Below are 23820 nucleotides of genomic sequence, written 5' to 3' on the forward strand. Positions count from 1 at the left end.
TTTTCAACCCATAAGAAATATCTAAAATATTTAGAAAGCATTCACATTTCAGCAGAACCAATTCTTTATGATATTGAATCTATTGCTGATTACTACGAATATCATGATATCATAGATTGGAAAAAGATTCATTAATTTCTACGCCGTTGTTAGTGTTCGGAAGAAGAGATTTGGGTTGGAGATAGTGGTTAAAAAGTCATGTAAAGAAACGGCGAGACAATCTCGTAGCTGTACAAATTGGACATGCATTGACTATGGGATTGCCACGCTATACTCACAACGAGTTTTTGTATCGTAAAACGGCAAAAATCAATACAGCTTTTTAACCGCCTTCATCCATTCCCGGGCAATGAGCTCATGCCCTGCCGGCATGGGATGAACACCATCCCAGATCCAATGCTCAGCATTGGCTTTTTGTAAAGCTTTATTAAACACCTCCTGCAAAGGCACAAAAATGGCGTTAAATTTTGATGCAAGTGATTTAACTATAACCTGTCGCTTTTGAACTTCGGTTGTCCAAAGCTCCGGGTTCTTGCTTACCATACCAACGGGTAAAATAAAAGGCTCTAACATGATCAGCTTAACATCGGGTAACGCAGCTTTAGTTTGTGTTAACAGCCTATCATAAGCATTGCCGAAATCGTCGGCGGTTGCTTTATGGCCCTGCATTATTACCCTGTGCACATCGTTAATGCCTATTAGTATGCTTAATACATCGGGCTTAATATCCAACGTATCTTTTTGCCAGCGTGATGCAAGATCATTTACGGTATTACCACTGATGCCCCGGTTAAAAAACTGGTAATCACGGCCGGGATAGTCAAAATTAATACGGGCAGTTATCAAATAAGCGTAGCCCTGACCGTAAACATGGTTCCAGTCTTTATCGTAACTGCGGCCGCCGTCGGTTATCGAATCGCCCTGGAAAAGAAAAGTTTTTCCAATGCCATCATCTGGCAAATAATCATCATTCTTTGCTGATGCTGATACCAATTCCGGTGCTGCCATTGCTGCTGCGCCCGCCAGCGATGCTTTCTTTAAAAAGTCTCTCCTGCTGTTGCTCATATGCTGCTTACTAATTGATATGATTTGCCTTTTTCTGTATTGATCACCAACTCATACCCCTCTTTTACTTTAACAGGAGTAGCATTTAAACCTTTAACTGTCAGTTTGGATTTAGATATAATATGGCAGGTGCCGCCTGTTTTTGATAACACTTGGGCGGTCACAACCTTGCCCGCTGCCCATTTCATGTCAACTACAAATGCGCCTCTGGCTACCAAACCTTTAATTTCACCATTGGCCCAGGCATCGGGCAATGCAGGTAGCAGGTGTACATTACCATCCTGGCTTTGCAGCAGCATTTCGGCCAAACCAGAGGTACCACCAAAGTTACCATCTATCTGGAACGGCGGGTGGGCATCAAACATATTTGGATAGAGACCCCCACCCTCGCTGTAGTTGTAACCGCTTTCGCCGGTTAAGCGCAACAGGTCGCGGTAAAGTTTGTAGGCATGGTTACCATCTCTTAACCGGGCCCAAAGGTTTACTTTCCAGGCCAAGCTCCAGCCGGTACTTTCATCACCGCGTAACTCTAACGATCTTTTAGCCGCCGCTGCCAGTTCTGGGTTTACAGCTATCGAAATTTCATTAGCCGGGTAAACCGAATATAAATGCGATACATGGCGGTGATGCGGGTCAGGCGATTCCTGGTCTTTGTACCATTCCTGCAATTGGCCTTTACTGCCTATCTGATACGGGATCAGTTTAGCTTTTTTGGCGATAAGCGAATCCCTGAAAGCTGCATCAACGCCCAGTACCTTAGTTGCTGCTATCAGGTTATCAAACAGATCGCGGATGATACCCATATCCATTGTAGTAGAAACAGAAACATCCCCGGTTTTACCCTCAGCATAAATAAAATCATTTTCGGGCGACATAGAAGGTGCAGTTACCAAATGGCCCTGACCATCGGGCACTAACCAATCAAAAGTAAATTCGGCGGCGCCTTTCATTAAAGGGTAAGCTGTATTTTTTAAAAACGCTTTATCGCCGGTATATAAATAGTGCTCCCAAAGATGACGGGTTAGCCAGTCGCCACCCATTGCCCAGTTTGCCCATTTAGGGTCGCCATGACCAAGGTCGCCTACGGGGTTAGCCAAAGCCCAGATATCTGTATTATGGTGGGTTACCCAGCCCTTAGCATGGTAGAAATCTTTAGCAACACCAGCGCCCGTTTCCGACAATCCTTTGATCAACTCAAATAAAGGCTGGTGCATTTCAGACAGGTTACAATCCTCTGCCATCCAGTAGTTCATTTGCACGTTGATGTTGCTGGTATAGTTTGAGCTCCATGGTGCACGTAATTCTTTATTCCAGATGCCCTGAAGGTTAGCAGGAACGCCCGGTGTTCTGGAGCTGCTTATCAACAGGTAACGGCCATATTGAAAATATAAAGCTTCAATGCCAGGATCAGTACCATGATTCTTATTGTAAAGCGCAAGTCGTTCATCAGTAGGCAATTCGGCATGACTGCCCTTGTTATCGTTAATTTTAAGGCTTGCCCTGTTAAAAAAACGATGATAATCGGTCAGGTGGGCGGCGAGCAACTGTGCATAAGGTTTGGCAGCAGCTTTATCAAGGTATTTGGCCGCAACCTTTTCGTCGCCATCAGGGCATTGGTTGTATGCTTTAAAACTGGTGGCTGCGGTAACGTACAGCGTTAAACTTGATGCCCCTTTTACGGTGATCCCGCTTGTATCGGCAGTTATTTTACCATCACTGCTTACGGCCTTTGCCAACACCTCATACCGCATACCTCTGCACTTATCATCATCATCATAAACTATCGGATTTTTTGAATCAACATAGCTTGGCTCAACATGCGCCGGAGCTTTACCGCTAAGCTGCAATACATTTTTATTCAGCACCTCTTTTTGAAAACGAAGCTGGCTGCTCGTATTTATTTTAAGGTTTAACTGTTTAGCCTTATCAGCCGTAAACCGGATAACAATTACCTTATCAGGTGCCGAAGCAAAAATTTCGCGTTTATAGTTTATATCGCCAACGGTATATTTTGTTGTGGCAACAGCATTCCCGATATTCAGATCGCGGTAATAGCTGGTGCTGTTACCACCATTATATGATTGTTTGATATGCAGATCGGCCATAGGCAAGAAGCTTTCAGAGTATAAGCCCTGCATCTTTTGCGTTAGCTCATGTGCCCTTTGATATTCCCCTTTAAACAACGCTTCCCTTACCTGGGCCAAGTATTGAAATGCACCGGGATTTACATTTTGCTTCACCGGTCCACCCGACCATAGGGTAGATTCATTGAGTTGCAGCAACTCATCATCAACGCCACCAAAAATCATGGCTCCTAATCTGCCGTTGCCTATCGGCAAAGCTTCTGTCCACGCTTTTGCGGGCTTTTTATACCATAAAGTATTGTTTTGCGCGTTTGCGTTTGGCGCAATCAATTGCATGCATAGCGGTAAAACTACAAACAGGAGTGTTGTTTTCAAGCCTTGGTTCATAAATAGGTTAGAATTGTTTTTACAAGTATACCAATGCAACAGCTATAAAAAATAATGCTTATTGGCATTTTAATATACAAAAACGGGGTACAGCAAAAAAACCCGCCTTGCGGGCGGGTCTTCCTTAGTAAATTTCAGCAGTTATAGTGTATTATCTTCTTTCGTTATAAACCTGGAATTCGGCTATTGATACCTGATGATCAGCTTTATCTATCGAGATCCGAACCTTGCCAGCCCATACCCTGTCAAAACGGTGAACTTTAATCTTATTAGCATTATCACCATCAAACAATGGCTTCCAGCTTCCGTTCAGGTAATATTCCAAACGGTAATGTGAAATATTCGGTTTTTCTTCGGCAATAACAATGGTATTCAATGCCTGGTCTTTCTTAAAATCTATCTCGTACCATGGATTTTTAACTGTTGGGTTTGACACCCATGAGCTATGAAAATCATCATCGTTAGCAAAATCCATAATAGCAGAATCATCGCTCCAGCTTGCGCTTGCCGGCTGATTTTTTGCAATGTTTGATGAAATAATCGGTGCATCCAACGTAGAAAGCTTAGCCACTGGCCCTTCGTTTTTCCAAAGTTTGCCTATTTCTTTAAGCGCGGCAAGGGCGTTATCGTCAAATAAACCATCGCGGTTTGGTGCCACGTTCAGGATAAAATTACAGTCGACGTTGTTCAATGGTTTCAGGATATCGTTAACCAGTTTGGCAGGCTCCTTAACCGGGGTTGTAGGGTGGCTTGTTTCCCAAAACCAGTTGGCCTGCAATGGTAAACAGGCAATAGCCGGCATGCGGTTATCTTTAGTTGAAACCCGTTGCCCTGCTCCCATTTCGTAAGTCTTGATATCAGTAAAATACATGCCTTCTGCCGGATATTTGGCACCATTAAGGTCCATCACCAAACAGTTTGGCTGTAATGATTTCACCAATGTGTAGATTTCTTCAAACGGAACGTCATCATATGAAATCCTCGACCATGGTGCATCCCAGCCGTCAATGATCAGAGCCGAAATCTCGCCGTATTTGGTCATCAACTCAGTGATTTGCGCTTTTACCATATCAATATGCTTTGGCGTGATCATGTTTGGCCTTAACCTGTGGTGAGTATCTAGTATTGAGTAATATAAAAACACCTTTAGACCGTTAGCCCTGAAAGCATCAGTATACTCTTTCACTACGTCTTTTTTCAGCGGACTGTTCATCACGTTATAATCGGTTGTTTTGGTATCCCAGATACAAAAACCACTGTGGTGTTTTGTGGTAATACAACCGTAAGTCATGTTTGCCGATTTAGCGGCTTTTGCCCACTGGTCGCAATTCAGTTTTTTAGGGTTAAAGATAGTTGGCAAAGCATCAGGATCGGCCCAGTCCTGATCCATATAGGTTGGGATGTTAAAGTGGATAAACATACCGAAGCGCAGATCGACAAATTCCTGCTGAAGCTGGGCAAGCGGTTTTACAGGCTGCCGGGCCGTTTGTGCTTTTAGTGAGAGTGAAGCGGCACAAATCGCAATAAAGCATATAGCTTTTAACTTAAACATGATTGGGTTGTTGGTTAAATTGATAAAACGTTTTAACAAACTGCAATATCACATTTAAATTCAATGTTTAGATTATGGTAAATTGACATTACATTCAGCTTATTTGGCGTGGATAAGGTTCGGCACAACAAAAAACATGTCATTGCGAGGAGCGAAACGGGAATAAGCTTGGGCGCGACGTGGCAATCGCATGCTATAAAGGGCGGATTTGCTTCCTAAAACAAATCCGGATAATCAGTAATCACACCATCAACACCTAAACTTTTAAGCTGTTCAATTTCGGCTTTTGTATTTACTGTCCATGGTAGTACTTTAATCTTTGAATCATGGCATTTCTTTACCAGGTCGGCATCAACCAGTTTATAGTCTGGGCTGTAGATGAAAGGAGTAAAACCAAGATCGGCCATATTATCTTCAAACGATTTTTTGTTTTCGATAAGATAAGAAGTACGCACATCAGGATATTTTTTGTGGATGATCTGCAGCGTACGTCTATCAAACGACTGGATCACAACGTAAGGCAGGACCTTCTTTTCGATCAAAACAGCCATCAGCTTATCCACAAACGCGTCCGGAGCTGGATTATAAATACCATCGCCCTCTGGTGAGCATTTGGTTTCGATATTGTAGAATACCGGCTTTTTATGATTTACCTTAATATAATGCTGTACCGAATCAATCAATTCGGATAGTAATGGCATGTAGGTTTTTATCTTTTGCTGGCGCGGAAATTTGCTGTACGGCTTTGAACCTACATCATATTGTTTCAGGTCCTCATATTTCATTTTATAGAGGATCAGGTTTTTCGCATCTTCCTTGAGGATATCCTTACCATCGGGCGTAAGCGAAAACAGCGGATTGATATATTCATCATGCGATAAAACCACCTGCCCATCCGCCGTAATATGCGTATCCATTTCCAGCGTAGTAACAACACCAAGATCGATGGCGTTTTTCATAGCAGGAATGGTATTTTCGGGCCTCAGTCCCCTGCCGCCGCGATGTGCTTCGGCGCTGAATGAGGGGAAATCTGCATTTTTTAGTTCCATGTTTTTAACAACGGTAAAGCCTGATAACAAGATAAGACTTATACCGGTAACAATGTTTATTTTATTTTGCATCTAATTCGCTTGAATATTTATTTCCGAAACGATCTGTAGCTTCAACCCTAACCTTTTTAACCGACGGATCAAAGTGCGCCACAAACAAATGCCCTGTTTCATGCGGCTCCACAAAATGCCGGCCTGCCGGTAGCTGATCGCCTTTATACAAACTTACCGATAAGGGATCATATCCCTGTTCTTTTGACAACGCTCCCATCGGTTTGTCATCTAAATAATACACTACCTTCCACTGTGGGTCATAGTTCCAAACATTGGCGATGAGGCGCATCTGGTCGGTTAGTTTTTCGGCATAAACACTGATCTGGTTTTCGGCCGGTAAACCTGTCGATTTATAATACCATTTTAGCTCCGTACCAGTTACCGAATACACGCCGTATCCACGTGGGGTACCATCAACGCAAATAGGCCCCGTCCACCAGCCTCCGCATACTGTGCCGTGGTTATGCTCAAAAATACCGTTGGTGATATTGTTATCATGGTAATGCGTATGACCCGACATGATGTGCACATTGCTGAAGCCATTCAGCACTTTATAAAAATCCTGGTTATTTTTCACCTGATTATATACCGGGATATGCAGGTTAATGATCAGTAACTGATCTTTCTTAACGTATTGCAGATCTTTTGCCAGCCAGTTTAGCTGATCTTCGGTAATATAGCCATCATACTCACGCTCAACACCCAGGTAACGAACATTATCTAATACTACATAATGAGCCTTGCCCCGGTTAAATGAATAATAAGTTGGCCCGTAGATTTGCTTAAAGGTAACATCAGAAGTTTCATCGCCTCCCATACGGTAATCCATATCGTGGTTACCTATCGCCTGGAAAAACGGGATCCCCATTTGTGCTACGGCCTCATTATAATCCGGGAAAAGCTCATGGTTATCCCAAACAATATCGCCTACGCAAATACCGTGTACCAGTGCGTTTTTACCTAATGATTTTATGGTAGCAATGGTATCGGGAACCGAGGTATCCATCATCTGCTTAACGTCCTTTTTGTTTTTAACCTGCGGATCGGCCCAGATAATAAAGTGGTGATTGTGACCATCAACTTTTAACGGCTCCAGCTTAAAATCAAAATGCGAACTGCCGCCTATGTTTTCGTAATGCTTAGATACGTTATAATCTGTTTTAAACTCGTAGCCTGATGGTGTGCTCATGAAAATACTTTTAGCTTTTTCATTTGGAGTAAGCTCGTAATTACCCTTATCATCGGTAAGTACTACCGAAAAACCGTCGGATATTACTACGCCTTTAATTCCTTTTTTGCCTGCAGTGACACGGCCTTTTACGGTATCACCGGTTAATATTTGTGTAAGTGCGTTGGCACCGAGCGATATGAACGCACCGCCGGTTATAAGGCCAATGCCCTGTAAAAATGATCTTCTGTTCATTTAATAATATTTTAACCTCACCTAAATCCTCTCCAAAGGAGAGGACTTAAATAAATATTTTGATCCTGTTATATAAAGCCCCTCTCCTTTGGAGAGGGGTTGGGGTGAGGTTTTAATTTTGAATTGTTGTTACGCCTGTAGCCGTTTCAATGGCGCTAATTGGCGATGTTAGTGTAAGAGGAACGCTGGTTACGGTTCTGCCGCTTACCCATCTGCCGGTAAGCGCATCATACACACCTCCTAACTGGCTAAATAGGCCATCAGTTGGTAAGGTGAGCTTTGAGGTATTGGTACCGCCTCCATAAAAGCCCTGATCAGTACGGGTTACCGGATTAATGGTACTATAGTAATCGGTATTGGTAATGCGGTAGCCAATCTCCGGCGGGCCAGCCGAGTACACGGTACCACCGCCACCGTACATGATAACATCAAGCGGAACGCTTGCGGCACTCACTGTTGTACCCGCAAAAACTGAAACTCCTGCCACGTTACCACTGTTAGCTAACAGATTGGTAGTTACATTGCCGAAATCAGCACCCGGCACTTCGGCATACATGGTGCTGTTGATCCAGTTGGATGAGCTGATATCTGTTGAGCCTTTACCCCAGATATTTTTATTACCGCCTACATAAAAGAACTGGCCTTTTTTAACTGTGCCCGATGTGAGGTCAAACTTGTAAGTTTTTGCCAAACCTTGCGCCCAGCCATTGGCAGGTGCCGGGTTAGTACCCGCATTATTACAGGTTACCACAGCGTAATTGGTTACCGCAAAGTCAATGTCCTTAGTTGCCTTGAACTGGATATACTCATAATCAGCATCGCTGCCCGAAGGATTGGTAAGGTATCCGGTTATGATGATTGGCGATGGCTTGGTTGCAGCAAGTGTAAACACATCATCGATAGTACGCGGCCAAAGCTGCATTTTGGTATCGGTGCCTGATGTTATCGCAAACGGAATGCCTGTAAAATTAGCGCTGAACGGTAATTCGGTAGTTGCGAAAGCAGCGTTAGCCTCTGTATGCATTATTATTTTGCCAAAACCGTCATTAAGTGTTTTATCACCCGCGTAAGTTTCGCCCTGCTGCGGCTCCGGGTCGGTTACTGCCTTAGCTATCGTAACCAGTGTACCTTCGTAAACATCGGGCGAAGCCAGCAAGGTTGCTGATGGAACCGACTGCACTTTAACGGCTTTATTCGTGGCAACTTTATTCACTGAGCTTTCGGTAAGGCCTTTAACACGCATACTGCCGTTTACTTTGGTAAGTGTAGCGCCCTCAACTTGCACTATTACCGAATCGCCGGGAACATAGTTTGCAGCTGCATTACCTATTTCGAGAGAAATACCCCTAACTGCGTTACGGCGGTTGTTTTGCACCACTAATACGCCGGCAGGACTATTACCTGCTGCGGCGTTTGAAATTACTACGCCCACTATTTCCTTTGCTCCGCCCATATTGGTGCTGTTCAGCACAACATCCGAGCCTTTGTAAATCCCCTTCAGGTCAACAACGGCAATAATCGGGCTTAACGAACCTTCAGCATAGTTATTCTTTTTGCATGAATTTATACCGATGGCTGTTGCAAGCACCAGTAATAAATATATCTTTTTCATTTTATAGATCTCTTAGTTTAAAACCAGTTGATTATTGTTTTTGCCACCAAACCTGCGTGCTGATCTCATCGGCACCCTGTACAGCCACTGCGGCCTTGTAACTATCAGGATTGGCCGATTGTACATAAACCGGGTATTGCAGCCTTGCCGGCATAATGCCGTTGTTCCTTAAACCGTTACCTTTTGGCAATACCGGGTGACCTGTACGACGGTACTCAAACCATTGCTCAAAATCAGTGTAAAACATGGAGTAGTATTTTTGAACATGGATCATCTCCATCTTTTCATCAAGCGGGGCAGCATTGTCCCAAACAATATCGGCGCCTGCTAAATAGGTATCTATAGGGGTTGCATAAGTCGGGATCCAGAATGTGATACCTGCTTGTACACCATTTTTATAATAAGTGGCCGCATCTCCGGCTATCCAGCCTTTCGCTGCAGCTTCAGCAAGGATAAACTGTAGCTCCGAATAGTTCATGATGTTACCCATCAATGGGTCGTTCATCAATGTAGTTGCCGATGTGGTAGAAAGGAAATATGATTTGATACCAATGTTTTGGCCGGGCGCATAGCCGCTCGGGATTCCCTGGATACCACCCTGATAGCTTGATATCGACCAGCGGTTAGCAGTTAAACGGGGATCAGCCCATTTGGCAAGGTTGTTTACAAAAAACTCACAAACACCGGGCTGTCGCCAGTCTTGTTCACGTACTCCGCCAATAAAAGGAGATGTTAAAGCACCGGAGCCGGTCCACCGCAAAACTGCCGAATCATCATTGCTGCCCATAATGGGGTAAACATCGGGATTGGTATCAACAATTTGCTTGATCTTAGCTATCACATCAGCCGAAACATCGGCTTTGCCAGATACCCTTAACAACAACCTTAAATAAAGCGTGTTACCAAACTTGCGCCATTTTAAAGCATTGCCGCTAAATACCGGATCACTGCCGGCAACTACGTTTGCCGACGCATTGAGCAGGGTATCTGCTGCTTCCAGGTTTTTGAAAATATCCAGGTAAATATCTTTCTGCTTATCAAACTTAGGCGTAAAGTTCCCTTCCTTGCCTTTGTTCGAATCAAAGTAAGGCACATCGCCATAAGTATCTGTCAACAAGGAATATAACCATGCCTGACAAATAAGTGAAATGCCCATATACGTTTTGTTGTAGGTAACTTCCTTACTGGCTATGTTATAAATATCTTTAAAGTTGGTTAACTGGGTATACCAGGCATTCCAGGTAGCATCGGCCCAGGTGCGTTTGATATCATACCTGAATACTTTGCCTTCCGAATCGCCGGGATCAACGGTAACCTGCATCAGCTCGTTATTAAAATTACGAGCGCGAAGCATATTAGTCCCCAATGTATTTACCAACGCCGGAGCCAGCAATTGCTGCGGCAGGGCGTTTGGCGTGCCGTTGGGATCGGTATTAAGTTCAATAAAATCCTTTTTACATGACGACATTATGCTAACGAACAACATCATCATCGATATAAGTATATATCCGTTCCTTTTCATATTGTTAATTATTAAATGCCAATAACTATGTTAAAACCAAATGTGCGGGTTGATGGAAACTGTGCAATCTCAAATCCCTGCACTATATCGCTGCCCGAAAGGGTACCAAATTCAGGATCGAAGATTGGCCACTTTGTCCAGATGTACAGGTCGCGTCCGTATACACCCACTGTAGCTCGTGTTAATCCAAGGCGTTTAACCAAACGCGGGCTCAATGAATAGTCAAACCTTGCCTCGCGGAATTTCAGGAAGTTGGTTGAAAACGTATTGCCTTCGGCATTATCAATACCATAGTGTGAACGATAGTAACCGTCAACATCTGTTGCAATGACATCATTCGGCCGGTAGCTTCCGTCAGGATTTTGAATAACACCTTTACCTATGATACCGTTATACCTGCCCGGTAAGGTAAGTGTTGTTTTACCCTGTTCGGCCAGTTTATAGTTTGATAGCGAGTATGACACACCGCCAACCTGGGCATCAAATAACAGGTGCAGGTTAAATTGCTTATATCTGAAATCGTGCCCCATGCTTGCTTTCCATTTTGGAATGGTGTTGCCCAAATAAACCAGGTTATCTGATAGTTTAGCGAAACCTGTAGATGGGTCATAAACGATTTGCCCGTCGGGCGAGCGTAAGTAACCGCGGCCATACATATCGCCCATGCTGCCGCCTACACGAGCAACAATCTGCCCACCGCCTGTTGGGCCGTTACGCAGCACTACGGCACTATCGGCAAGCTGTTCAATGGTATTTTTATTGGCGCTGAAGGTTGCAGTAACATTCCAGCTAAACACGTTGGCTTTGCGCACAGGCGTACCGTTCAATGAAATTTCGATACCCTTGTTGCTTACCTTACCTACGTTGATAACTGCCTGGTTATAACCCGACGATTGATCGACAGTACGACTAAGGATCTGGTTTTTGGTGTTACCTGTGTATAAAGCAATGTCAAAGCCCAAACGATTATTGAACATCCTTGCTTCGGCACCAACTTCAAGAGTTGTGGTGCGTAGTGGTTTCAAATCGGGGTTTGATAGCGTACGCGGATTTTGCAAACCACCTGCATAGGTACTGCCCGCTGATACATAGTTAAATGAAGTTTGATAAGGGTTTGTTGTACCGCTACCAACCCCTGCAAGCGATGCCCTCAATTTTGCATAGTCGATGAATTTAAACAGCTTGAATGCTTCTGATGGCAAAAAGCTCATACTTGCCGATGGATAAAAGAACCCAACCTGATCGGTGCGGTTAGCAGTAGCCAACGTACTGATCCAGTCCTGACGGGCTGTTAAATCCACATACAGGTAATCTTTAAATGATGTAGACAATAAGCCGTAGAAGCTGTTGATAGCGTATTTTGATTTATATGGCTGGGTAACCAGGGGCCCTGCATTATTGGCCATTGAATACACGCCCGGATATACTAACGAGTCGGCGCGCACTTCATCGCGATTATAATTGTTGCGGAGCATACTGCCACCTGCTGTAGCGGTAATGTTAACATCGTGTGTTATTTTCTTGTTATATTTCAACAGGAAATCGGCACCCTGCTCTTCCGAATAGATGTTTTGCGTACGATAGGAACCTTTTGGATATTTGGTACCGGCATCATACGGACGTTGTTGTGCGCGCTGCTCATAGCCCATATCTAAAGTAGCACGAACCTGTACGCTAAACTCTTTTGTTACATTGTAAAGCGCTTCAACGTTCCCGGTAACCGAGTTGCGGTTTGATTTATTGATAAACTCGTAAGAAACGGCATAAGGGTTTTCAGGAAACGAGCTGAAAGGATAAAAGATCGCTTTACCATCCTGGCCGTTTTTCCAGTAGTTCTTCAACCAGTTTAAATTGGCATTGGGTTGCCAGAAAATAAACCAGTACATCAGCGATTGGTTACCATAGCCCGCCCCCGGTAAATTATCACTGTTTCTGTTGTTGTAGTTTACTTTTGCGTTGATGGTCAACTTATCATTGATCTTTGAATTTACCGATAAAGCGATGCTGTTACGGGTATAACCTGTGTTTGGCGTTATCCAGTGATTGGTAACATTGGTTGCCGAAAAACGAGCCGTTGTTTTATCGCTGCCACCATCAACACTTACCGAATTGGTGAAAGTTTGGCCAACATCAAAAAAATCGCGGATCTGGTTTTTGTATGGCACCCATGGCGTACGCGTTGTACTTTGCTTTTGTGTAACGGGATCAAGCTGATAAAAAAGCTGGCCATCAAATTTAGGTCCGTAAGCCGAACTTGTTGCGCTTGTGCTTGCACCATCTGGACCGGCACCATATGAATAATAACGGGAGCCTGCCGTACCTTGTCCGTATTCATATTGCAGATCGGGCCAGCGGTTTACGCTTTCAAGGCTCGCATTCGAGTTAAAGGTAATACCCAAACCGCTATGTTTCTTACCCGATTTTGTGGTAATGATAATAGCACCGTTAGCACCGCGCTGGCCATAAAGCGCCGCCGCGCCCGGGCCTTTCAATACCGTTACCGTTTCAATGTCCTCTGGGTTGATGTCGTTCAGGTTGCTGCCATAATCGGCAGGCATGTTATCGCTGCTGGTACCATAAGCCGATTCGCCGGAGTTGCTTGTACGTCTGCCGCTACCCTGGTTAATTACAACACCGTCAACTACTATCAGGGCTTCATTATCGCCGGTGAGGTTGTTTTCGCCACGCAGGATAATTTTGTTTGATCCTGCCGGTCCACTGTTTGAACGGATGAGGTTTAAACCTGCCACCTTGCCCGATAACGCATCAGTCCAGTTACCAGAAAGAGCGCTGGTTAGCTGATCGCCTTTAATAACCGGGGCGGAATAACCCAAACTTTTATCTTCCCTTTTGATACCGAGTGCTGTTACCACAACCTCGTTAAGTTTATTATCGGCGGGACTAAGTGTGATATTTAAAACAGTGTTTGTATTTGAGCTAACACTTACGTTCTGAATCCTTTTTGTTTCGTAAGAGATAAAGCTTGCCTCAACCGTGTAAGTACCCGGCACAATATTTAATGTATATGAACCATCAACGCCACTGATAGCAGTGACCCCTGTTCCCGGAACTTTCACTGTAGCACCTGGAAGTGGTTCTGATTTTTCATCAACCACTTTCCCTTTAATGCTACCCCTATCCTGTGTTTTTGCAATGATGAGGATATTACGTTCGCCTGCTGCTCTGTAAGTGCAGGTAGTTCCTTTTAAAAGCAGGTCAAGAGTTTCTCCTAATGAGCGCTCTGCTTTTGTTATGTGTACTTTGCGTTTATCATCAAGCAGGCTATTATTATAACTGATAGAGATATCGCTTGATTTTTCAATTTGCTGAAAGGCATCCTTGAGCATGGTGCCCTCGGCACCAAACGTGATCCTTTTGTTTATTACTGTTTGAGCCTTAGCGTTTATGCCGCCAAAAGGCAATTGTAAAAAGAACAGCATGGTTAATAACCATAACTTTTTCATATATTTACTTTAATTTATACTTGTCTAACCGTGAGTTTAAATTGTCAAAATTCTGAAGCCTGGGGTTGTTACCAGCAACGTCCAGGCTTTTACCAATAGCCGGGTAATACTATTTCATTATACTTCCTCCTTTTTGATTATTGTTTGAAATAAAAAGCTGACTACCTTTTTGCGTATAGCCTAATCCTGATAGCGCGCTAAGGGTTTCCATGGCATCTGTCAATGTCATACCTCTTAATTTGGCTGTAAGCCTTACATTGCCCAAATCCTGTTCTGTAAACCTGATCTTAACGCCGTAATGATGCTCAAGCGAAGCGGCTATCTCACTGTAAGTTGTATTATAGAAAACAAATTCGTTATTGATCCACGAGCTTACTGATGATGCATCAGTGTTGTTAAAAGTGTAGATACCGTTTTGGGTATTGATGCTGATCGCTTCGTTCTTTACCAGGTATTTAACCATTTGAGGTTTTCCCTGCACATTGGCCATTACCCCTACTTTACCGCTTTGCACGGTTACAGCTACTTTATGATCGGCCAGGTAGGCTTTAATATTAAATGAAGTACCCAATACAACAGTGGTGATATCGCCGCTTTTAACTACAAAAGGCTTAGCTTGATGAACCACATCAAAAAAAGCTTCGCCGTTAAGCGTTACATCACGTTTCTCGCCACTAAAGTTTTTGGCGTATCTGAGTTTGCTGCCACCACCCAGATAAACTGTCGAACTATCGGGCAGCATTATTTTTGAATGCTTGCCATCAACATTGCTGATCTCTTCGTAAACCAAAACCGGCGACTGTTTGAAATACATATATCCAAACCAACCGGTAGTACAAATAAGCAAACAGGCGGCAGCATAAGCTATCCAATTGAATTTAGTAGTGCGTTTAGTTACAGGTATTTGAGGTTGGATTATATGTGCATTGATTTTTGCCCAGGCGCTCTCGGCATTTTCCGGTTGTTTAAAGTATGTTTTGGATGCTTCCAGGATCTGGATGGTTTCACTAAACTGGGCAAGGTTTTCGGGGTTCTCCTCAATCCACTCCTGTAACTGTGTTAAGCCATCATCGCTGATGGTTTTTTCAAAATATTCAACTATTAAGCGGTAACTATTATCTTCCATTAAATCTGTCTCTGCAATAAAGACTGATTTTACGTAGCCGATACGTAGCGAAAAAAGTTAAGTTTACATTAAGAAATTATTAACCCTCGGAAGTGAAATTGTGCTGCCCTTTTAACAGCTGACGAAGTTTTTTGATAGACTGGTAAAGTGTAGTTTCAACCGTACGCACAGAGATCCCCAGCACTTTGGCTATCTCGTTTTTGTCGAGATTATCGATACGGCTCATGAGCAGCACCTGCCTCTGACTGGTTGGTAACGTATCAATAAGGTTTAGTATTTTATCGTACGATTCGCGACCCGAAAGGATTTTGAATGGGTTGTCCCTGTCTTTTAATACATGTCCCTGCAGGTCGATATCTTCGATGGAATGTACCGGATCCTTCTTTTTTGGATATGATTCAAAGAGAGGTTTTTGGCAGCAACAAACAGGTAACTTTTTACATTAAGGATGGCTGTATCGCGGTTATCCCAAAGTTTAATAAAAAGATTAGCAGTGATCTCTTCGGCAACGGTATAATCTTTAGTGTACACCGTGCACAATTGACATAAGGTTTTGTAGTAACGGTTAAAAAGAGTTTCAAGGGCAACGGGGTTGCTTTGCTGGATAAGCCCCATCAACGCTTCATCAGTAAGTGCAGGATACATGCCAAAGAGTTGTTTTGGCTCAAATGTAAGGCTGCTATGTTAGCATAATGTTAACAGACGACAAAACCTTTATTACCGAAAAACCTGACAATAGCTATTAAGCTATTCTATGATCAGGTTTTTTGATTGAGATGTAAGTTTTCTATAAGGGTTTTCAAAAAAAGTTTCACATAATCAGTTCCATCTACACTGAAACCGGGGGCGTGCCCTCTATTATGGATAATCAATAATTGGCTATTAGGCATATAACGCTTAATTAATCTATTATAAAATGGCCTGCAATCAGGGTCGACGTCACCTGCCGAAATTAATGCCGGTACTGTGGAATAAACAGGCTGCTTTGCTATAGCAGGTTCAGCCTTCACCTTCCAACAATTGCATATGGCATGATTTACATCATTAAACGGATACCCGGCCAACCACGGTAATACCAAATGTTGTTGTGCTTCCAATGTAGGATCATCGTATGAAATTTGTTCTGAACAATAAACAGAATACCTCATACCCAGTGATACGCTTGAATTACCCGCGAAATAGCCATCAAACTCCTCCTGTACATATTTATCATGACGGCCTTCAATTAAATCAATCATTACCGCAGGCACCGTGCTAACCTGCCGGGAGTTCATCCGGCCTATTATTGCATCGAGTAGTTCGTTTTTTGTATAAGTGAGATTATTAGCTTGCTTGCTTCCTTTTTCCTGATAAGCTATGGTATACTTCTTCCCGGTAATAGCGCTGAAGTATTGATGGAACTTCGTTCTTAAATTTTTATATTTCGTGGCAGAGGAATCCGTTTTGCAATTATGAAATACCTGCTCAAGCGCTTCATTGATATTAAATAAAGCGTGCTCCTCAAAATTTACGTAACCGGGGAGCGGTGAATTCAAAAGCAACGCCCGAACGCCCTCAGGATGGTTTCGCGCCATGGTAAGCATCAGGCCGCCACTGTAGGATATACCAACCAGGTTAAGCGAATCAATATTTAAGGCTAACCTTAAATCATTTATATCCTCTGCGCTTTCAATAGTATTATAGGCTGATAGGTCGACACCCTGTTTTGTAAACCGGTTTCGGCATTGGGTAACGGCCTGAGATACGAGGCTATCTTTATTTTTCCCTTCCCTGTAACTGCGTTTGATGGCCGCTGCTACTTCCATACAATCCAGGCATGGCTGCGCCCGCTTTGTCCCGCGTTGGTCAAAAGCAATAAAGCCACCGTAGGCCAACCAGCCGGAGTCATAACCTATGCTATCGATATTACGTGTAGTGCTATAACCCGGTCCCCCTGTAGTGTAAAGTGAGATCTTTTTGCGTGCATCCTGATCCGGCCTGCGTACAAATAAAAACGGGATCTTCACTTTGCGCCCTGCCGGTTTACTTCTATTTTCCGGTACAACAAGGTAACCGGTCTTTAAAACAAGCCTTGGGTCTGCCTTAACCAACCCGGGGTAAGGCTCTAATACCGGTTTGTATTTCTGGCTATAAGCTTTTTGAATAAGAAAAGTAGCGCCAAATAATATGATAAGGAATGTTTTCATGACCGTTGTTTAGCTTACAAAGAAAGCGATCTGCCTTACCCGTTAAAAGTAAAAAACGGACAAATTAAAATTGATGCTTGGTTATCCTTTGACCGGTAAGGTTCATAACGTCCTTATAAAAATGGCTCAAATCATAATATCCATAATCTATCGGAACAAAGCTTTCTCTGTTATTTACAAATGCTGTTAATGCATTTCTGCCCCGCACAATTGAGAAATAATTTTTAGGCGGAGTGCCAATCACCCTGTTGAAATACCGATTGATAGTTTTAGAAGTAATGAACAGCTTCTCAGCAACTTTTGATGTATTCAACTGCATGCCAGTAGCCTGATATTCGCCAATGCTGTCGTTAACAATTTTAACATAATGATCCTGGCTTACCTGTTTAATGAGCTTCTCTAACAAAAATGATTCAACAATGATTACACGCTCCTCGAAACTTACAGGCCGTTTTACTTTTTGAAGTAATTCCCAGGGCAAAATTTGATTAAGGTTAATGATCTTGTCAATAACCGGGACTTGATTTAGACCTGAAACGGCTTCTAAACCGCCCGGATTAAATTTAACCGTGAATATATTATCGGCAGGTAGTTTATGCCTGGTAACGTCCTCATTTCTCAATATTAAAACATCTTGCTGCTCCCTTACATGATACCGGGTATCCTTCAAATCAATATAATAAGGCGAACCAAGGTTGATATAAAAAGTAGGTGTCCAACTGGGGAACATTTTCACCGATGAAAATTCATTTTTTACGTACTGTGCAGATAAATCTAAAACTGATTGTGAATAAAATTCGATATAGTTAGCCAGCTCTTCGCAAGGTGCGCTGAACCTGTATATTTTACGGATATTCTGAAATATCTCAACCATGGTATGAAACTAACTATATCCGTAAAAATAATTGTTTTAATTAAGATACAACATATACAGCAAGGTGAAAGCCAGGCATATACTATCCGTACAAAACAAAAATGGGCACCACAAAGGCGCCTACCGCAGCACGCACTTTATGACAACCATTTTAATAATAGCAATATTCCTATCTATGGCAAAAAGAACACCTCTTTCAAAGGCACACTCACCGGCGAATGATCGGCATTAGTATCCATGATATCGGCCATGTATAACCACCATTTTTTCATAATAGGGCTATCAGGCAAATGATCAAGGGCTTCCTGATCTTCAACATCCATTACGCCAAAAAGCCAGTGCGTGTCCTCATCTAAAAAAATAGAATAATTACTGATCCCCACATCTTTAAGCAAACTGCTCAATTCGGGCCAAATGGCATCATGCCTCGCCTTGTACTCGGCGGTTTGCCCTTCATGAAGCTTCATTTTAAATGCTACTCTTGCCATTGTAAATAGTATTTATATTATTAAAAGAGCTTAAGGCTTAAAGCGAAAAGCTCAAAGCTTTTATTAGTTTATTTCTCCGATACACATAAAAAGGCTTTGAGCCTTAAGCTTTCGGCTTTAAGCTTATTTAAGATTTTACCACATCCAATATCGGTTTATCGACGCCGGATAACTGATCTTGCTCAGGTTTTAACAGCTCAAGCACCTCAACATCATTATATCCTTTTTTCAACCACTCAACCGGCAGGTATAAGGTTTGCTGCGGACCAATGCCCCAGTACCGGCCAAGGTTGTGGCCATTTACCCATACCACACCTTTTCCCCAGTTGCTCATATCAAGGTAAGTGTCACCCACTTTATCCAGCGTAAATCCACCTTTCCTGATAACCGGCGATTCTACATTTTGCTTTGCAGCGGAGAATTTCACGGTGCTTAGATCATGAAACGGCAGCGAATACATTTTCCAATGCTGCACTTCTGTTCCGTTTAAAAGCACCTGTTGAGTGATCCCTTTTTTATTTTGCAAAAGATACTTACCAAAGTTGACGCGGCCAAGGTTTTCCACCAAAATATCAAGCGTTACTTTACCTGCCGGAAGTTTTAGATACAGGCTATCCTGATTAAGCCTACGGTCGAGCGTGCCCACTTTTTTACCGTTAATCATAATCACCGCATAGTCCCTAAGCTCTTTTAGTTTGAGCTGTCCGCTTTTGCTTTCGTTTAAAACAGTTCGGTACAACACAAAGCCATAGTCCTGGTGCAGGTCTTCAAACGTAAGCGGACTTAGATTTTCTTTAACAGCTGGCAGAGTATTTAATAAACTTACCGATTGTGTTAGTTTAACAGCAGGAATTGTGATTACCGGTTTGGCTGCCGGCACATCCGGCAATTGCATACCGGCAGGCAAATGCTTACGGATCACCTGCCTGAACTGTATAAATTTCGGGGTAGCATTACCTGCCTCATCTAAGGGTGCATCATAATCATAGCTGCTCGTTTGCGGTTCATAAGGCGAGGTATCTTTAAAATTAGCACCATTCATGAACGCACGGGTAGTACCGCCATGAAACATGTACATGTTGATAGAAATCCCTGCTGCCAGTACGGAATCAAGCCTACCGGCATAACGTTCGGCAGGGATAGTGTGATGGGCAGTTCCCCACCAATCAAACCAGGCCGGATACCACTCGGCAATATAATACGGGCCCTTACCATCGTGATTTTCATTAATGATCTTTTTAACCTTTGCAGGATTATCAAGACCGTTAACAGCAGGAAGTAATCCCGGCAAATGACCAGCTACCAAATCGGGGGCAGGGTCGCAGGTGTACAGCAATCCATCAAAACCGGCTTCTTTAAATAGTTTTTGATTAATCCCCAGATACTCTTTATCGCTGCCATATGAGCCGTATTCATTTTCAATTTGTACCATCAGGATATTACCGCCATGGTTTATCTGTAGCGGGGCCAATTGCCTGCCTACCTCTTTGATATAGCTTTCATACTCTTTAAGGTATTGGGCTTCTTTACTACGCACCTCAAGGCCTTTTTCGTTCTGCAACCAGTAAGGATATCCTCCAAACTCCCATTCGGCACAAACATACGGGCTTGGGCGAAGGATCACCCACAGGCCTTCCTGCTGAGCAATACGAACAAACTCGGCCACATCGTTATTACCGCTAAAATCAAACTTGCCTTTTTGCGGCTCGTGCAGGTTCCAGAAAACATAGGTGCCAATGGTATTTAAGCCCATTGCCTTAGCCATTTTCATGCGGGCGCGCCAGGCTTCGCGCGGTACGCGGGGATAATGCATTTCGCCCGAGATCATCTGGAAAGGTTTCCCGTCAAGCAGGAAAGCCTCATCGCCCAGCGCAAAGGTATGTTTGGGTACCTGGCAAAAGCCCGCTATGCTGAAGCATAAAAATAATGTTAAAAAAGATATTGTAATTTTTTTCATTGTGATGCGCTATCTGTTCAGCGCTTCTGCGCTTTTTTGTTTGTAATAGTTTTGAAGAATATAAAAAGCTTTCTTTTTGTTGCCTTTATCATCATAAAGACCCTTGCGGTTCCAGCCTTCCTGGTACAGTGGGTTATTCCGTTTGGGCGACCGGAAATCGGCCATTACCCATGGTGACAGGCCCACGAAATTTGCAGGCATCCGCTTAAACATAGCTACCTGCTCCTTAAAATACCACTCCTGGTACTCCTCGCTAAAGCGGGTCAATGAATCGGCATGAAAACCGGTTTTAGCTTCGGCCCCGGTTTCGCTGATAAATAAAGGTTTATTGTATGGCGTGCTCCAGTTTGTAGAACGGCATTTATCGGGCATGCCGCCATACCAGCCAAGGTATTCGTTAAAAGCAACGAGGTCAACAAACTCACCCAGCGGATCATCCACCACATTCAAATCTTTACCCGAACCATAATTTACCTCAAGCGCCGCCGAAACCAGGCGCGTATCATCCAGTTGTTTGGCCCTGATAATCAGATCATGCATAAAATTCGTACGTGTCGGGCTCACCGGTGTTTCGTTCCCAACCGACCAGATAATGATACTGGCGCGGTTATGGTCGCGGGTGATCATTTCATTAAGCTGGGCTTTTGCCTTTTCAAGTACAGCAGCATTGCCAAAATCAATCGTCCAGTAAACCGGGATCTCCGACCAAACCATAATCCCCAGCGAATCGGCCAGGCGGGTTATCTTTTCGTCATGAGGATAATGTGCCAGCCTAACCATATTGCAGCCAAGTTCATGCGCCTGGGTTAACAATTGTTCAGCATCCTGCTGGGTGTAAGCCCTTCTCACGTCCTGCGGTATTTCGCCATGGATACAGATCCCCCGTAAAAACACAGGCTTACCGTTTAACAATAGCTTCGGGCCATACGCCTCGATGGTGCGGAACCCTATCTTATCTTCTGTTTTATCGGCACCGGACCTTATGATAACTTTATACAGCTTAGGTGTTTCGGGCGACCATAGCTGCACCTTTGGCAATTTAAAGCTAACCTGCGTAAGTTTGCCTGTGGCAGCAAACTGCTTACTAAACTTGAGCTCGGGTATTTGTACGGTGATATTTTGACCAGTTGGCGGAGTATCGCTCAGTTTAACCCATCCGCTTATCTCCGGTTGTTTTGCGGGAGCCGCACCATTAACAGGCTTTTTAAGCTGGATTACAAAATCGCGGATATAAGTTGCCGGTACTTCAACCAGTTTTACATCGCGGGTGATACCTCCGTAGTTCCACCAATCGGTGTTAAGGGTTGGCACCTCGTCTGCATAGCGCTTATTATCAACCTTAACCACCAACAGGTTATCCTTTTCCTTAAGCAGCCCGGCAGGAATTTCAAAATTAAACGGCGTAAAGCCACCTTTGTGCATGCCCAGCTTTTTACCGTTCAGGTATACATCGGCCCTATAATTTACCGCACCAAAATAAAGGTACTGCCTGCCGCCATTGGCCGGTTTAACGTAGTCGAACGATTTTTTATACCAGATAGTACCCTCGTAATAAGTAAATTCCGGCTTTTGATGGTTCCAGTCGCCGGGTACATCAATGCTATATTTATCGATATAGCCGTGCTCCTTTTTCTCAGTTTTATTAGCCGGGATGCCGCTGTTCCAATAGGCATCGCCATTTTTTTCGTTGAGCTCCTTATACCGATAATCATAAAACCCGGTTTCGTACGGATCAACAATGTATTGCCATTTGCCGTTCAGATCAAGTGCTTTACGGCTTTGGATATTGGTAATGAGACTGTCTTGAGCGGTCGCCGTACCGGTAACGAACAGCAGGCAGCATAAGCTTATGAAGTTTCGCATATTATTTCTTAAATATGTCAAGGTTCCAGTTATCTACCCAGCTTATTTCGATATCATCACCTTTAAAGCTGATGGGCAACCACAGGTAACGGCCATCAATGGCGTCTTTTGGAGCCCATTTATCGGCTATAAATATGAAGGCATCTTTTTTACCGGCCACAGGCAATACATGCGTACTTTGACCGCCGTAAGTTATTTTGCTATCCTGTCCCTGGCAAGGGTTACCGTGGTAAGTCCAAGGCCCCCAAATTGATTTTGCACTGAACCAACGGGCGGCGTTGGGTGCCCAACCTGTACAACCCGAGCCTATCATGTAATAAATTCCGTTACGTTTAAATAATGCAGGAGCTTCGGTTTGATGGCCTATATAGATACGGATAAACTTACCTGTATGCCCTGTATAATCGGGAGTTAGTTCGGCCAAATCAAGGGTGTAGTTTTCTTCGGATGAAAAAACGTGGTAGGCTTTGCCGTCGTCATCAACAAAAACAGTCATATCGCGGGCCATCTGGCCGCCGGGCAAATCGCGGCAAAAAAACTTATCGGTTTCGTGAGCCGGATTAACACAGTTTATTTTATCACCTTCGGGTGTAAGTGCCGGATAAAACGGCATCTGCCCTGGGTTAGGGCGATAGCTTTTAATAAACTTGTACGGGCCGGTCACCTTATCGCTTACAGCAACCCCGGCGCGGGCAGCGCTGTAGCCTTTGCCTAATAGTTCCAGGTGAAACCACATTACATATTTCTTTGTCTTTTTGTTATAAACAACTTTGGGCCTTTCCAGGATGCAGCCTTTTGCTATATCATTTGTGGTATCTGGCGAAACACTCAGCGAGATCCCCTCATCCTTCCAGTTGTATAAGTCTTTTGACGAATAGCAATGAACTCCAACCATTGCCCGGTTACCTGCATCGCCGGCAATTTTGTGTTCGCCAAACCAATAATAAACCCCATTATTATACAGAATGCCTCCCCCGTGGGCATTGATGTGCACCCCTTTATCATCTGGCCAGATTGCGCCCGGACTAAAACTGGTTAATTTGGTTTGCGCACGACCGATGATACTTAGCAGCAAAAAGGCCGGCAATAAAAAACGATAGTATTTCATATAAAG

17 protein-coding genes are annotated in these 23820 nt (G+C 43.6%); all 17 read right to left on the reverse strand.

Going from position 1 to position 23820, the window contains the following annotated elements:
- Positions 1 to 309: 309 nt before the first annotated feature.
- The 17 genes from ACQ86K_RS21070 to ACQ86K_RS21150 all read right to left on the reverse strand — a co-directional run bounded on the left by ACQ86K_RS21070 (position 310) and on the right by ACQ86K_RS21150 (position 23814).
- On the reverse strand, positions 310 to 1065 hold the full coding sequence (locus ACQ86K_RS21070; protein ID WP_218134360.1) for an SGNH/GDSL hydrolase family protein: 756 nt from the start codon (positions 1063 to 1065) through the stop codon (positions 310 to 312).
- Complete coding sequence (locus ACQ86K_RS21075) at positions 1062 to 3524, reverse strand: glycoside hydrolase family 95 protein (RefSeq protein ID WP_256337356.1); 2463 nt, start codon at positions 3522 to 3524, stop codon at positions 1062 to 1064. The genes ACQ86K_RS21070 and ACQ86K_RS21075 overlap by 4 nt, the downstream gene beginning before the upstream one ends.
- A gap of 163 nt (positions 3525 to 3687) precedes the next feature.
- Complete coding sequence (locus ACQ86K_RS21080; protein WP_431198704.1) at positions 3688 to 5088, reverse strand: alpha-L-fucosidase; 1401 nt, start codon at positions 5086 to 5088, stop codon at positions 3688 to 3690.
- 215 nt (positions 5089 to 5303) lie between these two features.
- Positions 5304 to 6209: a glycerophosphodiester phosphodiesterase family protein gene (locus ACQ86K_RS21085; protein ID WP_091163398.1), complete on the reverse strand. Its 906-nt coding sequence runs from the start codon at positions 6207 to 6209 to the stop codon at positions 5304 to 5306.
- Positions 6199 to 7614 (reverse strand): calcineurin-like phosphoesterase C-terminal domain-containing protein, encoded by a 1416-nt coding sequence (locus ACQ86K_RS21090; RefSeq protein ID WP_091163396.1) that lies wholly within the window; start codon positions 7612 to 7614, stop codon positions 6199 to 6201. The genes ACQ86K_RS21085 and ACQ86K_RS21090 overlap by 11 nt, the downstream gene beginning before the upstream one ends.
- Positions 7615 to 7726: 112 nt before the next feature.
- Positions 7727 to 9226 (reverse strand): DUF5689 domain-containing protein, encoded by a 1500-nt coding sequence (locus ACQ86K_RS21095; RefSeq protein ID WP_091163393.1) that lies wholly within the window; start codon positions 9224 to 9226, stop codon positions 7727 to 7729.
- A 31-nt stretch (positions 9227 to 9257) separates the two neighbouring features.
- On the reverse strand, positions 9258 to 10748 hold the full coding sequence (locus ACQ86K_RS21100; protein ID WP_091163390.1) for a SusD/RagB family nutrient-binding outer membrane lipoprotein: 1491 nt from the start codon (positions 10746 to 10748) through the stop codon (positions 9258 to 9260).
- Between the two features lie 11 nt (positions 10749 to 10759).
- Positions 10760 to 14212, reverse strand: a complete 3453-nt coding sequence (locus ACQ86K_RS21105) for a SusC/RagA family TonB-linked outer membrane protein (RefSeq protein ID WP_176844382.1) — start codon at positions 14210 to 14212, stop codon at positions 10760 to 10762.
- A gap of 109 nt (positions 14213 to 14321) precedes the next feature.
- Positions 14322 to 15338 carry a FecR family protein gene (locus ACQ86K_RS21110; protein WP_431198705.1) on the reverse strand — a complete coding sequence of 339 codons (1017 nt, stop codon included), beginning with the start codon at positions 15336 to 15338 and terminating at the stop codon, positions 14322 to 14324.
- Between the two features lie 79 nt (positions 15339 to 15417).
- The gene (locus ACQ86K_RS21115) at positions 15418 to 15702 is read right to left on the reverse strand and encodes an RNA polymerase sigma factor (protein ID WP_431200902.1); all 285 of its coding nucleotides are present in this window, start codon (positions 15700 to 15702) and stop codon (positions 15418 to 15420) included.
- A complete protein-coding gene (locus tag ACQ86K_RS21120) occupies positions 15669 to 15983 on the reverse strand; it encodes an RNA polymerase sigma factor (RefSeq protein WP_431198706.1) in 315 nt (104 codons plus the stop codon). Before ACQ86K_RS21120 ends, ACQ86K_RS21115 begins: the two co-directional genes overlap by 34 nt.
- 113 nt (positions 15984 to 16096) lie before the next feature.
- Positions 16097 to 17524 carry an alpha/beta hydrolase gene (locus ACQ86K_RS21125; RefSeq protein ID WP_431198707.1) on the reverse strand — a complete coding sequence of 476 codons (1428 nt, stop codon included), beginning with the start codon at positions 17522 to 17524 and terminating at the stop codon, positions 16097 to 16099.
- Positions 17525 to 17588: 64 nt separating this feature from the next.
- Positions 17589 to 18398: a helix-turn-helix domain-containing protein gene (locus ACQ86K_RS21130; RefSeq protein ID WP_091163381.1), complete on the reverse strand. Its 810-nt coding sequence runs from the start codon at positions 18396 to 18398 to the stop codon at positions 17589 to 17591.
- 173 nt (positions 18399 to 18571) lie between these two features.
- Positions 18572 to 18886, reverse strand: coding sequence for an L-rhamnose mutarotase (gene rhaM / locus ACQ86K_RS21135; RefSeq protein WP_090532916.1), 315 nt, complete (start codon positions 18884 to 18886; stop codon positions 18572 to 18574).
- 127 nt (positions 18887 to 19013) lie between these two features.
- The gene (locus tag ACQ86K_RS21140) at positions 19014 to 20843 is read right to left on the reverse strand and encodes a glycoside hydrolase family 35 protein (RefSeq protein ID WP_091163378.1); all 1830 of its coding nucleotides are present in this window, start codon (positions 20841 to 20843) and stop codon (positions 19014 to 19016) included.
- Positions 20844 to 20852: 9 nt separating this feature from the next.
- Positions 20853 to 22706, reverse strand: coding sequence for a glycoside hydrolase family 2 protein (locus tag ACQ86K_RS21145; RefSeq protein WP_091163376.1), 1854 nt, complete (start codon positions 22704 to 22706; stop codon positions 20853 to 20855).
- 1 nt (position 22707) lies between these two features.
- Positions 22708 to 23814 carry a glycoside hydrolase family 43 protein gene (locus tag ACQ86K_RS21150; RefSeq protein ID WP_091163373.1) on the reverse strand — a complete coding sequence of 369 codons (1107 nt, stop codon included), beginning with the start codon at positions 23812 to 23814 and terminating at the stop codon, positions 22708 to 22710.
- Positions 23815 to 23820: the final 6 nt, after the last annotated feature.

The sequence above is a fragment of the Mucilaginibacter sp. P19 genome (genome assembly GCF_050632265.1).
Classification (GTDB): Bacteria; Bacteroidota; Bacteroidia; order Sphingobacteriales; family Sphingobacteriaceae; genus Mucilaginibacter; species Mucilaginibacter gossypii.

What these genes read in the sequence shown, in the direction of transcription:
- ACQ86K_RS21070 (WP_218134360.1), bottom strand. Translation starts at nt 1,065, where the DNA reads ATGAGCAACAGCAGGAGAGACTTTTTAAAGAAAGCATCGCTGGCGGGC.
- ACQ86K_RS21080 (WP_431198704.1), bottom strand. Translation starts at nt 5,088, where the DNA reads ATGTTTAAGTTAAAAGCTATATGCTTTATTGCGATTTGTGCCGCTTCA.
- ACQ86K_RS21085 (WP_091163398.1), bottom strand. Translation starts at nt 6,209, where the DNA reads ATGCAAAATAAAATAAACATTGTTACCGGTATAAGTCTTATCTTGTTA.
- ACQ86K_RS21090 (WP_091163396.1), bottom strand. Translation starts at nt 7,614, where the DNA reads ATGAACAGAAGATCATTTTTACAGGGCATTGGCCTTATAACCGGCGGT.
- ACQ86K_RS21095 (WP_091163393.1), bottom strand. Translation starts at nt 9,226, where the DNA reads ATGAAAAAGATATATTTATTACTGGTGCTTGCAACAGCCATCGGTATA.
- ACQ86K_RS21100 (WP_091163390.1), bottom strand. Translation starts at nt 10,748, where the DNA reads ATGAAAAGGAACGGATATATACTTATATCGATGATGATGTTGTTCGTT.
- ACQ86K_RS21105 (WP_176844382.1), bottom strand. Translation starts at nt 14,212, where the DNA reads ATGAAAAAGTTATGGTTATTAACCATGCTGTTCTTTTTACAATTGCCT.
- ACQ86K_RS21110 (WP_431198705.1), bottom strand. Translation starts at nt 15,338, where the DNA reads ATGGAAGATAATAGTTACCGCTTAATAGTTGAATATTTTGAAAAAACC.
- ACQ86K_RS21120 (WP_431198706.1), bottom strand. Translation starts at nt 15,983, where the DNA reads ATGTATCCTGCACTTACTGATGAAGCGTTGATGGGGCTTATCCAGCAA.
- ACQ86K_RS21125 (WP_431198707.1), bottom strand. Translation starts at nt 17,524, where the DNA reads ATGAAAACATTCCTTATCATATTATTTGGCGCTACTTTTCTTATTCAA.
- ACQ86K_RS21130 (WP_091163381.1), bottom strand. Translation starts at nt 18,398, where the DNA reads ATGGTTGAGATATTTCAGAATATCCGTAAAATATACAGGTTCAGCGCA.
- rhaM (WP_090532916.1), bottom strand. Translation starts at nt 18,886, where the DNA reads ATGGCAAGAGTAGCATTTAAAATGAAGCTTCATGAAGGGCAAACCGCC.
- ACQ86K_RS21140 (WP_091163378.1), bottom strand. Translation starts at nt 20,843, where the DNA reads ATGAAAAAAATTACAATATCTTTTTTAACATTATTTTTATGCTTCAGC.
- ACQ86K_RS21145 (WP_091163376.1), bottom strand. Translation starts at nt 22,706, where the DNA reads ATGCGAAACTTCATAAGCTTATGCTGCCTGCTGTTCGTTACCGGTACG.
- ACQ86K_RS21150 (WP_091163373.1), bottom strand. Translation starts at nt 23,814, where the DNA reads ATGAAATACTATCGTTTTTTATTGCCGGCCTTTTTGCTGCTAAGTATC.